General features: G+C 68.2%; 11 protein-coding genes. 7 read left to right on the top strand and 4 right to left on the bottom strand.

All coding sequences use genetic code 11. The features are described 5' to 3' along the window. Positions 1–963, top strand: a 963-nt coding sequence (locus QZ609_RS17500) for a DHHA1 domain-containing protein (protein WP_295497462.1), incomplete at its 5' end; no start/stop codon positions are given. Positions 964–1065: 102 nt separating this feature from the next. Here the strand turns inward: QZ609_RS17500 and QZ609_RS17495 are convergent. Further along, positions 1066–2919 (bottom strand): glycosyl transferase, encoded by a 1854-nt coding sequence (locus QZ609_RS17495; protein WP_295497460.1) that lies wholly within the window; start codon positions 2917–2919, stop codon positions 1066–1068. Positions 2920–3359: 440 nt separating this feature from the next. Between QZ609_RS17495 and QZ609_RS17490 the strand changes: the two genes are divergently transcribed. From QZ609_RS17490 to QZ609_RS17475, 4 genes are all read left to right on the top strand, one after another. Beyond that, positions 3360–4466, top strand: a complete 1107-nt coding sequence (locus tag QZ609_RS17490; RefSeq protein WP_295497458.1) for a purine nucleoside permease — start codon at positions 3360–3362, stop codon at positions 4464–4466. Beyond that, a complete protein-coding gene (locus QZ609_RS17485; RefSeq protein WP_295497456.1) occupies positions 4463–5503 on the top strand; it encodes a purine nucleoside permease in 1041 nt (346 codons plus the stop codon). The genes QZ609_RS17490 and QZ609_RS17485 overlap by 4 nt, the downstream gene beginning before the upstream one ends. A 237-nt stretch (positions 5504–5740) precedes the next feature. Further along, on the top strand, positions 5741–7870 hold the full coding sequence (locus tag QZ609_RS17480) for a TonB-dependent receptor (protein ID WP_295497454.1): 2130 nt from the start codon (positions 5741–5743) through the stop codon (positions 7868–7870). Between the two features lie 23 nt (positions 7871–7893). Then, complete coding sequence (locus tag QZ609_RS17475; RefSeq protein WP_295497453.1) at positions 7894–8601, top strand: hypothetical protein; 708 nt, start codon at positions 7894–7896, stop codon at positions 8599–8601. A gap of 10 nt (positions 8602–8611) precedes the next feature. Here QZ609_RS17475 and QZ609_RS17470 read toward each other — a convergent pair whose 3' ends face one another. The 3 genes from QZ609_RS17470 to QZ609_RS17460 form a co-directional block, all read right to left on the bottom strand. Next, positions 8612–9361, bottom strand: a complete 750-nt coding sequence (locus QZ609_RS17470) for a slipin family protein (RefSeq protein WP_295497451.1) — start codon at positions 9359–9361, stop codon at positions 8612–8614. 35 nt (positions 9362–9396) lie between these two features. After that, positions 9397–10812, bottom strand: a complete 1416-nt coding sequence (locus QZ609_RS17465) for a nodulation protein NfeD (protein ID WP_295497449.1) — start codon at positions 10810–10812, stop codon at positions 9397–9399. Positions 10813–10883: 71 nt separating this feature from the next. Continuing rightward, positions 10884–11792, bottom strand: coding sequence for a LysR family transcriptional regulator (locus QZ609_RS17460; RefSeq protein WP_295497447.1), 909 nt, complete (start codon positions 11790–11792; stop codon positions 10884–10886). Positions 11793–11897: 105 nt separating this feature from the next. Here QZ609_RS17460 and QZ609_RS17455 point away from each other — a divergent pair, with 105 nt between their 5' ends. Beyond that, positions 11898–13133 carry a YbfB/YjiJ family MFS transporter gene (locus QZ609_RS17455; protein ID WP_295497445.1) on the top strand — a complete coding sequence of 412 codons (1236 nt, stop codon included), beginning with the start codon at positions 11898–11900 and terminating at the stop codon, positions 13131–13133. Between the two features lie 75 nt (positions 13134–13208). Beyond that, positions 13209–13810 (top strand): class II aldolase/adducin family protein (locus QZ609_RS17450; protein ID WP_295497443.1); only part of this gene is annotated, 602 nt, incomplete at its 3' end.

Genomic DNA, 13810 nt, shown 5'->3' with positions numbered 1-13810 from the left:
GTGCGCCGCGCGCGCACCATGCGCAACCACTCGGCCACCCACCTGATGCACAAGGCCCTGCGCGAAGTGCTGGGCGGCCACGTGCAGCAGAAGGGCTCGCTGGTCGACGCCGACAAGACCCGCTTCGACTTCTCGCACAACGCACCGATGACGCCGCTGCAGATCCGCGAGGTGGAAGCGCGCGTCAACGCCGAGATCTTCGCCAACGCCGCCACCGCCGCCCAGATCATGGGCTTCGACGACGCCGTGAAGAACGGCGCGATGGCCCTGTTCGGCGAGAAGTACGGCGACGAAGTGCGTGTGCTGTCGATCGGCACGTCGAAGGAACTGTGCGGCGGCACCCACGTGGCGCGCACCGGTGACATCGGCCTGTTCAAGATCGTGGGCGAATCGGGCGTCGCTGCCGGCATCCGCCGCGTGGAAGCCATCACCGGCGACAACGTGCTGCACTACCTGCAGACGCTCGACACGCGCATCAACGAAGCCGCTGCCGCCCTGCGCGCGCAGCCGTCGGAACTGACGCAGCGCATCGGCCAGGTGCAGGACCAGGTCAAGACGCTGGAGAAGGAACTGGAGCGCCTGAAGTCCAAGCTGGCCGCCAGCCAGGGCGACGAACTCGTCAGCCAGGCCGTGGACGTGGCCGGCATCAAGGTGCTGGCCGCCAAGCTCGACGGTGCCGATGCCAAGACGCTGCGCGAGACCATGGACCAGCTCAAGGACAAGCTCAAGACCGCCGCCATCGTGTTGGGCAGCGTGACGGACGGCAAGGTCGCGCTGATCGCCGGCGTGACGGCCGATGCGACCGCCAAGGTCAAGGCCGGCGAACTCGTCAACTTTGTCGCCCAGCAGGTCGGCGGCAAGGGCGGTGGCCGCCCCGACATGGCCCAGGCCGGTGGCACCGAGCCCGAGAAGCTGCCGCAGGCGCTGGCCGGCGTGGCAGCGTGGGTGCAGCAGAAGGTGTGAGGTAGCGCCTTTCTCGTCTGACGCGATGCGCTGAGCGGCGCGCGTTCCCGGTAACGGGGCGCGCGCCGTTTTGTTTTGGGCGGGCCGGCGCGCCCAGAAGGATCAATGCCGCACGCGGGCACCCGTGCGCAGGGTGGGCGATGCGAGCAGGAAGACCCGCAGCCGTTCGTCCCGGTCGCCGCGGCGCGCGCCTGACCAGAAGGGCGTCCATTCCTTGCTCGGCGTCTGTGTGCGGGCGTGGGTGTCCTGGACGATCAGCCATCGGCACGTGTCGGTGGACGGCTGCGTCAGCGGACGGTGCAGGATGCCCGTGAAGTAGCGCAGCATGGGGGCTTCGGATTCGCCCAGGTGCAGGCTTGCCATGCAGTCGCCGGCGCGCCAGGCTGAGAGCAGCTGGCGGTCCAGTTGGTCGAACACCGAGCGGTAACTCTTGGCCTCGTCCAGCCAGGGCAGCAGCAGCGTGGCGATCAGCCCCCAGCCCACCAGCGCACCGGCGGCCCAGGACAGCGCGCCGCGCCATGCGCCGGCCAGCTGCAGACGCGGCAGCAGCCAAAGCCAGCCCACCGTGATGGCCAGCGCGGCGGCCACCAGCGTGGGTTCCACGGGCATGGTCCAGTCGACCGGCAGCCAGCGGTCGAGCCAGCGCAGCCCCACGCGCGACGTGTTCTCCGTCATCACGGCCCACAGCACCCAGGCCAGCAGCGCGATGCCGCCGAACAGCGCCCGGCTGAGGTAGTCCCACCCGGCATGCAGGCGCATTGGCAACCGCGTGATGGCCTGCTGGCCGAGCAGCGCCAGCGGCACCATGAAGGGCAGCAGGTAGAGCGGACGCGCGGTGGCCGACACCTGCAGCGCCAGCAGGCCGACCGCCGCGAACAGCACGGGCAGGGCCACGCGGGGCGCGCGCCAATCGCGCCACACGCCGCGTGCGAGCGCCACGATCGCGAGCGGGCCGGCCGGAAACCCGATGGTCAGCAGCGTGTGCCAGACGTAGAGCGGGTCGTCGTTCTCCGCGCCCAGCACCGACACGGAAAAGCCGAGGAAGCGGCCGATGTTGTTGTCCCAGAACCAGACCAGGAACAGGTCTTCCGCGCGCAGGTAGAAGAGCGTCGGCCAGAGCGTCGCGAACGGCAGGAAGACCAGCGCCGCGGTGCCGATCGTGCGCAGGAAAGCGCGGCTGCGGCAGGCCGGAAACAGCACGCACGCCCCGGCGAGCGTGATGCCGAACACCAGCGGGATGAACACGCCCTTGGCCAGCAGCGCCAGCCCGACGCCCACCCCCAGCAGCCACGCCGAGCGGCGCCCCCGCGCCGGCGGCTGCGCTGCCGCCTGGACACACTCCAGCAGCCCGCAGAAGCCGATGGCCGTGCCGGCCAGCAACGCGACGTCGGTGATCATGTCGTGCGCGTGCTTGACGACGATCAGCGTGCCCGCGCAGAGCGCCACGGTGCCCAGCACGCGCGGGTCGGCCCACGACGCTGCGTGCGTGGCGGCCCGTGCCAGACGCGCGGTGAACGCCAAGGCCAGGCCGGCAAACAGTGCGCTCGCGAGCCGCGCCGCGTCATGCAGGGGCATGACGTCGCCCAGCAGCCAGGCCAGCGTGCTTGCCACCCACGCATAGAGCGGTGGCTTCTCGACAAAGGGCTGCCCCGCGCTGGTCGGCACGATCAGGTCGCCGGTCTCCAGCATGTGCTGGATGATGCCGAACGTGTAGGTCTCGTCCTGCTTCCAGGGGTCGTGGCCGAGGGTGCCGGGCAGCAGGTAGGCGCAGGCGAGTGCCGCGACCAGGAGCCACAGGCGCAGCGTGGGCCACGGCCATGCCCGTGTCAGCGGGCCGGCCGGTGCCATGGCTGCGCCGGCGGCCAGCAGCATGGGGTTTGCAGGGATGTTACGCGCGTGCGCGGTCCCGACGGGCGTGCGTGTGCACCGCCGTCCAGGGCGTGTTGATTCCAGCATGATGCGAGGGTTTCCTGTACGCCGGATGCGGTCCGGTTGGTGGCCGGCCGATCGGCTTTGGGTGACGAACAGAACGCCGCGGTACTACAGGCCGGGGCGGATTGCAGTAAATCACGCGGGTCTTACGGAGACCTGCGCCGCGCGCGAGGAAGCTGAGCAACCGATTTCCAAGCGCATGCGGCTGGTGCGTGTCGCGTGGGGTGTGCGGCTGGGCGGAGCGTTCTTTGGGCATTGCGCACGCAGTCGGCATCTTGTCTATGTCGTGTAAACAAGTTGCCGCTCCGCTAATGCTGGAGACAGGCCACGCCATCGCCTATACCGGTCAGGCGCTACCGATTGCAGCCTGTTTGCGGTCAGCTTGGCAGGCAATTTGCATTGGTCGCGTCCGCTGTTCCCCGCAGTGCCCGTTGTACCCCCTTACCCAAAATCCGAGGAGAACCATGAGCGTCCTATCTGACAAGGTTGACGCCCAGCCGCCGCAGCCACCGTCTGCGCGGAAAGGCAAACGATTGGCCCGCGCCCTCGCCGCCGGTGTGCTGCTGGCCGCCGGCATCGGCGCATCAACACAGCCGGTTGCGCAGCAGGCACCGGAGTCGCACGCACGCAAGGTCAAGGTGCTGATCATCAGCATGTTCGCGCCCGAGGCGCAGCCGTGGATCGACAAGCTGGGCCTGACGCAGGACGTGCCGGTGCCGGGCCTGTCGATCGACTACCCGAACGTGCATTGCAACGCGTCGGACGTGTGCCAACTCACCACCGGCATGGGCAAGGCGAATGCCGCGTCGTCGGTGTCGGCGCTGATCTACAGCGGGCAGTTCGACCTGCAACGCACGTATTTCCTGGTGGCGGGCATCGCGGGCATCGACCCGTCGCAGGGCACGCTGGGTTCCGCCGCCTGGGCGCGCTTCCTGGTCGATAGCGACCTCGCCTGGGAGATCGATGCGCGCGAGGTTCCGGCCAACTGGCCCAATGGCTTCATCGGCATCAACACGCAGGGCCCCGGGCAGAAGCCGCCGCTGGACTACAAGACGGAAGTCTTCCGCGTGAACGAGGCGCTGCTGCAGAAGGCGCTAGCGCTCTCGAAGACCGCGGTGCTGGATGACAACGCCACTGCGCGTGCTTACCGCGCCAACTACCCGAGCGCGCCGGCCAACCAGCCGCCCGCCGTCGTGCAATGCGACACCGCCGCCGGCAACACCTACTGGCACGGCGCCAAGTTGGGCGAGCGCGAAGCCGCGTGGGTCAAGCTGCTGACAGACGGGCAGGGCACGTACTGCACCACGCAGCAGGAAGACAACGCCAGCTTCGAAGCGCTCACGCGTGGCGCGAAGGCCGGCCTGCTCGACCTGCAGCGCGTGGCCGTACTGCGCACCGCGTCCAACTTCGACCGGCCGTATCCGGGGCAGACGCCGTACGACTCGCTGGTCAACAGCCATTCGGGCGGGTTCGTGCCGTCGCTCAACAACCTCTACCTAGCGGGCGGTCCGCTGGTCAACGACATCGTCACGCGCTGGAGCGTGTGGAAACACGGAGTGCCCTCGCCATGACCCTTTCCACGATCAAGACTCCGATGCGTACGATCGCCAAGCTGCTCGCCGTGGGCGCGGCGGCGTTGACCCTGAATAGCTGCGCCTATGACGGTATCAAGGTCATCGTCATCAACATGTTCCAGGGCGAGGCCCAGCCCTTCATCGACCGCTATGACCTGAAGGAGAAGGTGTTCATCTCCGGCCTGTCGCCTGACGCGCCCAACATGCTGTGCAATGTCGACGGCATCTGCCAGGTCACCACCGGCATGGGCTACGCGAATGCGGCGTCGACGCTCTCCGCGTTGCTCTATCGCAGCAAGCTGGACCTGACGCACACCTACTTCGTGATCGCCGGCATTGCGGGTATCGATCCGGGGCAGGGCACGGTGGGCTCGGCGGCGTGGGCGCGCTATGCGGTGGACTACGGCCTGTCGCACGAGATCGACGCACGCGAGATGCCCACCGGCTGGCCGTACGGCTACTTCGGCATCGGCACCAAGGGCCCGGGCGAGAAGCCGCCGCTGGACTACCGCACCGAAGTGTTCCAGCTGAACGAGGCGCTGCTGCAAAAGGCGTTTACGTTGTCGAAGTCGGCCACGCTGGAAGACAGCCCCGAGGCCATCGCCTTCCGCAAGAACTACGCGAGCGCGCCGGCCAACCAGCCGCCCGCTGTCATCCAGTGCGATGTCGCCTCCGCCGACACATGGTGGGCCGGCCGCAACCTGGGCCAGCGCGCGCGTGACTGGGTGAAGACGATGACCGACAGCAAGGGCACCTACTGCACCACCGCGCAGGAGGACAACGCCACGCTGGAAGTGCTCACGCGCGGCGCCCGCGCCGGCAAGGTCGATTTCAGCCGCGTGGCCTTGCTGCGCGCCGGCTCCGACTTCGACCGCCCGTACGACGGCCAGAGCGCGTCCGATGGCCTGCTCAACTACGCGCAGCAGGGCGGCTTCGTGCCGGCCACGCACAACCTCGTCAATGCAGCCAAGCCGCTGCTGGACGATATCGTGCAGCGCTGGCCGCAATGGGCGCAGGGGGTACCGGCGAATTAATGGTTGCTGACATCACATTGCAAACCATATAATGAGAACCATTCGCATTTGATGGTCTGCGCCGGGCACCTTGCCTGACCGCTGGCCGTTGCTCCTGCCGGGCGAGCCAGCGGGCTTTTCAGCCGCCAGCCATTTGACCAACGCGCCGCATGCCTTGTGCATCGGCGCGTTTTTCGTTTCCTAGGGCACTCCTGGGCGCGTCCGGTTTCACCCAATCCTGTTCGATCCTTGCTCGCGATGCCTAGCCATATTGTGGCCAAAGCGGCGGCCCGCGCCTTGTCGTGCGCGCTCGCCGCCATTCCTCTTGCCGTGTCGACATTGGCGCGTGCCGATGCCGTTGTTGCCGCTGATCCTGCCACCGGTCACGCGACCGCCAATCTCGATGAAACCACCGTCACCGCGCGCAGCCTGCGCGGCTTTGCGGCCGACACGGCGGAGGTGGGCGCGTTCCGCGGCGTGCAGGTGCGCGACATCCCGGCCACCGTCAACGTCATCACGCGTGAGGCGCTCGACGCGCAGCAGGACCGCACGCTGTACGATGCGTTGCGCAACACGGCCGGCGTCACGCGCCAGCAGCTCTCGGGTGAGACCTTCGACAACCTCGCCATCCGTGGCGTGACGCTGGAGAACCGCACCAACTTCCGCTTCAACGGCTCGATGCCGATCCCCAACATGATGGGCATGCCGCTGGAGGACAAGGAGCGCGTGGAGGTGCTCAAGGGCGTGTCCGCGCTGTACTACGGCTACACCACGCCGGGCGGCGTCGTGAACCTCGTCACCAAGCGCGCGGGCAGCACACCGGTCACCACGCTGGGCATGTCGATCGATAGCAACGGCACCGCCATCGGCACCGTCGACGTGGGCCGCCGCTTTGGCGAGGACAACCAGTACGGCCTGCGCTTCAACGCGGCGGGCGGCACGTTGCAATCGCCCACCAGCGGCATCGACGGCGATCGGCAGATGGCCAGTGTCGCCTTCGACTGGAAGGTCAACAGCCGCCTGAGCCTGAAGGCCGACGTGGAATACGCGCGCCAAGTCATCACCGAACAAGCGCTGGTGACGTTGCCGGCCGCCAAGAATGGTGTCATTGCGATTCCCGCCATGCCGGACCCGACCAAGCGCCTGGCGCCGGATTGGGCCAAGTTCCGCGCCAACGGCACCACCGCGCTGCTGCGCGCCGACTACGCGCTCACCGACGACTGGCTGCTGACGGTGGAGACCGGCACGTCGGAGGTGGCGCGCACGCGGGCCTTTACGGAAGTCAGCAACGTCAATCCGGTGACGGGCAAGGGAACCATCTCCGGCAATCGCCAGGACGGCCGCTGGACCACCGGCCACCTGCGCGCCGACCTCAACGGCACGCAGATGACCGGCTCGATCAAGCACGAGCTGACCTTTGGCGTGGCGCGCTCGGAGACGCGCGGGGCGGCCGTGTATGCCGATCGCTTCACGGGCACGCAGAACCTCTACAACCCGGTCGACCTGGGCTGGCTGCCGACCTCGGGCAGCAGCTTCACCGCCGCGCAGCGCGCGGTCGATACCGGCGTCTACGCGCTGGACCGCATGACGCTGTCGCCGCACTGGCAGGTGATCGGCGGCCTGCGCTACACGAGCTACACCAGCGAGCAGGCGCCGAATCGATATGACGCCACCAAGACCACGCCGCTAGGGGCGCTGATCTACAAGTTCACGCCAGCGCTGTCGGCCTATGCGTCGTACGCGCAAGGCCTGGAGGCGGGCGCCCGCGCGCCCAACACTGCCGCGAACGCCAACGAGGCGATGCCGCCCGCCGTGAGCAACCAGAAGGAAGTGGGCGTGCGGTACGAGACGCCGCTCGGCACGCAGTTGTCGGCAGCGGTCTACGAGATCGACCGTGCCGCCAGCTACACCAACGCGGCCAACGTCTACGTGCAGGACGGCCGCCAGCGCATTCGCGGCGTCGAACTGACGGCGCAAGGCCGGATCACGCGCGACCTGTCGCTGCTGGCCTCTGCCGGCTTGATCGACTCGAAGTTCCGTGGCGTCGGCAACGGCCTCGACGGCAAGACGCCCGAGAACACACCGCGCAGCACCGCCAGCCTGTTCGCGGAGGTCACGCTGCCGACGCTGCGCTCGGTGTCGTTCAACGCGGGGGCGTACTACGTCGGCCCGCGCCCGGTCAACGACGCGGACCAGGCCACGCTCGGCGGCACCACGCTGTTTGGCGCCGGCGCGCGCTACGTCACACGCGTCGCCGGCAAGCGCACCACCTGGCAGTTCAACGTCGACAACCTGACCAACAAGCGCTACTGGGCAGGGGCCGGCAACAACCGGCTGTCGATGGGCGCGCCGCGCGTGTTCAAGCTGTCGATGAAGATCGATCTGTGAAGTTGCTTTCAGGAGTTCATTGCATGAAACCGTTCCTTCGCTTGTGCGCCGTTGTGCTGATGGCGTTTGCATTCACCCAGCCCGCTGTTGCCGAACAGCAGCCTGGCACCGGCAAGACCGTCCTGATGGTCGTGCGCATGGAAGGCAAGAGCCTGCCCATCGACAAGCAGATCGCCGCGCATCTCGAAGCGCGCGGGTATGCCGTCACGCTGTACGACCAGTACCAACCGGTCGAGCGCGCGAAAGACTTTGATCTGGTCGTGCTGTCCTCCACCGTGCGCTCGCGCGATCTGCTGGGCGCCTACCGCAACGTGCCGGTGCCGATGGTGACGTGGGAGAACGACCTGCTCGACGACATGGCCATGACCGGCAAGCGCCATGATGTCGACTTCGGCATGGCGCCCAAGGAGCACTACCTGTGGATGGTCAACGCGCCGCATCCGCTCTCGGGCGGCGTGCCGGCGGGCGTGGCCGTCGGCTACGCCAAGGACGCGCCGATGGGCTGGGGCAAGCCGGGCCTGGGCGCGAACATCATCGCCACGGTGGCGGGCGATCCGGCCAAGGCGCTGATCTTCGGTTACGAGAAGGGCGCGACGATGGACTACGAGACGCTCGCCCCGGCGCGCCGCGTGTTCTTCTTCCTCGACAACGAGACCTTCCCGAACCTCACGCCGACGGGGCGCAAGCTGTTCGACGCCGCCATCGATTGGGCGGCAGCCGGCGGCAAGTGACCGCCGATCGCTAGCCCTTCTTCACCGACCCCAGCACCTCCATCGGCAGCGGGAACACGATCGTCGAACTCTTGTCGCCAGCAATCTGCGTGAGGGTCTGCAGGTAGCGCAACTGGATGGCCTCGGGCTGCTGGGCCAGCATGCGCGCGGCTTCCAGCAGTTTTTCGGAGGCCTGCAGCTCGCCCTCGGCGTGGATCACCTTGGCGCGTCGTTCGCGTTCGGCCTCGGCTTGGCGCGCGATCGCGCGGATCATCGATTCATTCAGGTCGACGTGCTTGATCTCCACGTTGGCGATCTTGATGCCCCACGGGTCGGTCTGGATGTCGAGCACCTTCTGGATGTCGAGGTTGAGCTTCTCGCGCTCGGCCAGCATTTCGTCCAGCTCGTGCTTGCCGAGGATGGCCCGCAGCGTGGTCTGCGCAAGCTGGCTGGTTGCCTCCAGGAAGTTGGCAACCTGGATGATGGCGCGCTCCGGATCGACCACGCGGAAGTACACCACCGCATTGACCTTGACCGACACGTTATCGTGCGAGATCACGTCTTGCGGCGGCACGTCCATCACCACGGTGCGCAGGTCCACGCGCACCATCTGCTGGATGGCGGGCACGATGATGACCAGCCCTGGCCCCTTCACGCGCCAGAAGCGGCCCAGCAGGAACACCACGCCGCGCTCGTACTCGCGCAGCACCCGGAACGACGAGATGATCAGCAGCACGGCCAGGAAGATAAAGCCGCCTGCGCTGAAGAAGCCATAGAGCATTTTTCTTCTCCTTGGATGAAGCCTCCCGTGAGTCGCTAGGCCGGCTGCACGCGCAGCACCAGGCCTTTGCGCTCGATCACGCGGATGCGGTCGCCACGGGCGACCGCGCCTTCGCAGCGCACGCGCCAGCGTTCGCCGTGCACTTGCGCCCAGCCGGTGCCGGGGTAGTCGGGGTCGGCGGCGTTGATCTCCAGCATCTCGCCGGTCATGCCGATGAGGGTGTCGCCGCCGCTGACCACCGGGCGCCGGCGCGCACGCACCGCCATGCTGGAGAGCAGCAGGATCACCGTCAGGCTCACAAAGGCCAGCGACACAATGAGCGGGATCGGAACGCCAAAGCCGGGCACCTGCGTGTCGAGCAGCATCACCGCGCCCAGGATGAAGGCGACGATGCCGCCCACGCCCAGCGCGCCGAAGGTCGGCAGGAAGGCCTCGGCCACCATGCAGCCCAGCCCGAGCGCCACCAGCGCCAGCCCGGCGTAGTTGATCGGCAGCATCTGCAGCCCGTACAGCGCCACCAGGATGCACATCGCCCCGAGGATGCCCGGCACCACCATGCCCGGCGTCGAGAACTCGAAGATCAGCGCATACACGCCCACCGTGAGCAGCAGCAGCGCCAGGCTCGGGTCGGTGATGACGGCGAGGAAGTGGTTGCGCCAGTCGGGTTCGACCGTGAAGGTCTGTGCGCCGGCAGTGTGCAGCGTGACCATGCCATTGGCCGTGCGCAGCGAGCGGCCGTCCACCTGCTTGAGCAGGTCGGGGATGCTGCCGGCGATCAGGTCGACCACATGTTGGTCGGCGGCTTCGGTGGACGACAGGCTCACGGCTTCACGCACGGCGCGCTCGCCCCAGTCGGCGTTGCGCCCGCGTAGTTGCGCGAGGCCGCGGATGTAGGCCGCCGCGTCGTGCATCTGCTTGCGGGCGAGGGTGTCTTCGTTGCTGGAGGTGGCGGCCGGGGCGCTCGCCGGTTTGGCGGTGTCACCCGGGTTGATGGGGTTGGCGGGGTTGGCGGGGTTCGGCGTCGGGCCCGAGGGCGCATGCCCGCCGATGCCGATTGCCACCGGGGATGCCGCGCCCAGGTTGGTGGCCGGCGCCATCGCCGCGATATGGCAGGCGTAGAGCATGTAGGTGCCCGCACTGGCTGCCCGCGCGCCGCCCGGCGCCACGTAGCCCGCCACCGGCACCGGTGAGGCGAGGATGGCCTGGATGATCTGCCGCATCGACGCGTCGAGCCCGCCGGGCGTGTCCATCTGCAGCACGACCAGTTGCGCGCCTTGTTCGCGCGCTTGCTGCAATCCGTGGATGACATAGGCCGCCGTGGCCGGCCCAATGGCGCCCTGCAGCGGCAACACCATCACCGGGGCCGCTGCCATGGCAAGGCCGCTCCAGACTGCGGCGACGCCCGCCGCCAGCCACCCGATCCACTTCCGACTTCGCAACGACGGTCGCATGAGAGCCTCCGCCCACTACTGCCGCATCACTGCCTTCTTCTTAGACAAGCGGCGATGTCTTCCCATTCAGTTTAGGCGGCGATGGCTTCACCGGAAGGTGCGGGTGCAGCGTCATGCGGTTCCTTCAGCACTTGTATCAGCCCCTGCAGCGCGGGCCCCGCCATGTCGCGGTGCCAGGCCAGCAAGGTGTCGACGCGGTTGGGTTGGTCGAGGGTGTGGATGCTGACTTCCGGCGCGCCGGTGGTCAGCTCCAGCACCGAGCGCGGCACCAGCGCCACCCCGATGCCCGCCGCCGCGCAGGCGATGATGGCGTGGTAGGACCCCAGCTCCAGCACGCGCGAGGGCACCCGGCCATCGGCCTCGAACCAGTCTTCGACGAGTTGCCGGTACGCGCAGCCGGCCTCGAAGGCGAGCAGGGCGGGCGTCTGCACGTCTGCCGCGCGGCGGATGGGCGGATGCGTGCGATGGGCGATCAACACCAGCTCTTCGGCAAAGGCCGGCAGCGTCGTCAGCGCGGCGCGCGTGTTGGCCAGGCACGCCGTTTCGGCAATGAATGCGCAGTCGACCTCGAAGTTCGACAGCGCCTGGATCGACTGGTGCGTCGGCATGGTCACCAGCTCCAGCTGCACGCGCGGCCAGCGCTGGTGCAGCGTCGCCAGCAGGGCGGGCAGGCGGCTGGCGGCGGTGCTTTCCATCGAGGCGATACGCAGGCGTCCGTGCGGCTCGCGCGGCTGCACCGCCTGGCGGGCCTCGGCGGCCAGGCGCAGGATGTCGTCCGCGTAGGTCAGCAAGGTCTGGCCGGCGGGGGTGAGCACCATGCGCTTGCCCTCGCGCACGAACAGCTGCACACCCAGCGACGCCTCCAGCTGGCGGATGCGCGTGGTTACGTTCGACTGCACGCGGTGCAGCTGCGTCGCCGCACGTGTGACGCCACCTTCGCGTACAACGGTGCGGAAGATTTCCAACGAGGCCAGATCCACGATGTATCTCGAATGCTAATGGGTACGTTCAATATAATTCATTTTTCAGGATGCATGATGTTGCTTAGCATGAACTACCGAATTGCCTCATGAAGGTGTGCCGCCATGCAGCACGTGCTGTCGTCTCCGTCCCCCTCGACCCATATGGCCGCCGTGCATGACACGCGTGCCGCTGCCTGGCGCGTGGCGATTGCCGGCATGGTCGCGCTGTCGGTGGCGATGGGCATCGGCCGCTTCGCCTTCACCCCCATCCTGCCGATGATGCTGCACGACGGCAGCCTGACGCTGGCACAGGGCAGTTGGCTGGCCACCGGCAACTACTTCGGCTACTTCGTCGGCGCGTTGGCCTGCATGGCGGTGCGCGGGGATGCAGCACGGCTGATCCGCGCTGGGCTGATCGCAACGATTCTGTTGACCGCCGGGATGGGCGTGCTGCAAGGCCAGCCGGCGTGGCTCGTGCTGCGCTTTGCCGCCGGCATGGCCAGCGCGCTGGTGTTCGTCTTTACGGCAGGCTGGTGCCTGCACCGGCTGACCGAGCTGGGGCATGCGGCGCTGGGCGGCGTTATCTTCTGCGGGCCGGGGCTGGGCATCGCGATCCCTGGGGTGGCGGCCAGCGGCATGGTGGCGCTTGGCTGGCATGCGACGTCGGCGTGGCTGGCGTTCGGCGGGTTGTGCGCGGTGCTGTCGGCCGCGGTCTGGTCGACCATCCGGCCGGAGCCCGGCTCGCATGCCGCCGCCCCCGCCGTTGCGGCCTCCGCCGCCGCCCCGAGCCTGGACGCGCCCACCGTCGCCATCACGCTCGCCTACGGCCTGGCCGGCTTCGGCTACATCATCACCGCCACCTTCCTGCCGGTGATTGCGCGCAAGGTGCTGCCGGCCGGTTCCATCTGGCCCGACCTGTTCTGGCCGATGTTCGGCATGGGGGTGGCGTTGGGCGCGTTCCTGTCCACGCGGATCAGCCTGGCGCGCGACAACCGCTCGCTGCTGGCGACCGCATATGCGATGCAAGCCGTCGCCGTGGCGATCAGCATCGTCTGGCCGACGGTCGCTGGGTTGGCGCTCTCCAGCACACTGCTCGGCCTGCCGTTCACGGCCATCACGCTGTTTGCCATGCGCGAGGCGCGCCGCCTGTGGCCGCATGCCGTGCCGCGCCTGATGGGGCTGATGACGGCGGCCTATGGCATCGGCCAGATCGCCGGGCCGCCGCTGGCCAACCGGCTGTTCGCGGCCACCGGCGGCTTCAATGCCTCGCTGGCGGTGGCGGCGGCATCGCTGGTGGTGGGCATGGCCATCTTCCTGGCGGTCAAGCGCATCTCTCCTGCCTCGCCCGTGCGTGCGTGATGCGCGGCATGCGGGCCGGGCTGCCACGCGATTCGTGCACACGTTCTAGAATGCCTCCTCCACTGGAGGAGCCCCATGTCTTTTGCCCTGCGCCCTGGCGCCGTCGTGCCCGGGGGCGAGATCAGCGCAGCCGAGCGCACGGTGCGCGTCGACCTGGCCGCCGCCTATCGCCTGGCCGCGCTCAACGGCTGGGATGACTTGATCTACACCCACCTGTCGGCCACCGTCCCCGGCGAGCCCGACCACTTCCTCATCAACGCCTTCGGCCTGGCCTTCGACGAGATCACCGCGTCCAACCTGGTCAAGATCAACCGCGCCGGCCAGCTCGTCGGCGATTGGCCCGATGCCGCCACGCGGCCGTCCGTCAACGTGACGGGCTTTGCGCTGCATGCCGCGGTGCATGCAGCACGGCCGGATGCACATTGCGTGATCCACCTGCACAACACGGCGGGCATTGCGGTCTCCGCGCAGACGCACGGGCTGCTGCCGCTGTCGCAGCATGCGTTGCGCTTCCACAAGCGCATGGCCTATCACGATTACGAGGGCCTGGCCTTTACGCCGGAGGAAGGCACGCGCCTGACCGCATCGCTCGGCCACCGCTTCGCCATGCTGCTGCGCAACCACGGCACGCTCACCATCGGCCGTACCGTGGCCGAGGCGCACGTGCTGATGGCCAC

Source organism: uncultured Ralstonia sp. (assembly GCA_913056305.1).
Lineage (GTDB): Bacteria > Pseudomonadota > Gammaproteobacteria > Burkholderiales > Burkholderiaceae > Ralstonia.
Note: the sequence above shows the minus strand (reverse complement) of the source record. Positions and strands in the feature narration are given on the sequence as shown.

Excerpts from the sequence above, each read along its gene's own strand:
- QZ609_RS17495 (WP_295497460.1), bottom strand. The coding sequence starts at position 2,919 with ATGCTGGAATCAACACGCCCTGGACGGCGGTGCACACGCACGCCCGTC.
- QZ609_RS17490 (WP_295497458.1), top strand. The coding sequence starts at position 3,360 with ATGAGCGTCCTATCTGACAAGGTTGACGCCCAGCCGCCGCAGCCACCG.
- QZ609_RS17485 (WP_295497456.1), top strand. The coding sequence starts at position 4,463 with ATGACCCTTTCCACGATCAAGACTCCGATGCGTACGATCGCCAAGCTG.
- QZ609_RS17480 (WP_295497454.1), top strand. The coding sequence starts at position 5,741 with ATGCCTAGCCATATTGTGGCCAAAGCGGCGGCCCGCGCCTTGTCGTGC.
- QZ609_RS17475 (WP_295497453.1), top strand. The coding sequence starts at position 7,894 with ATGAAACCGTTCCTTCGCTTGTGCGCCGTTGTGCTGATGGCGTTTGCA.
- QZ609_RS17470 (WP_295497451.1), bottom strand. The coding sequence starts at position 9,361 with ATGCTCTATGGCTTCTTCAGCGCAGGCGGCTTTATCTTCCTGGCCGTG.
- QZ609_RS17465 (WP_295497449.1), bottom strand. The coding sequence starts at position 10,812 with ATGCGACCGTCGTTGCGAAGTCGGAAGTGGATCGGGTGGCTGGCGGCG.
- QZ609_RS17455 (WP_295497445.1), top strand. The coding sequence starts at position 11,898 with ATGCAGCACGTGCTGTCGTCTCCGTCCCCCTCGACCCATATGGCCGCC.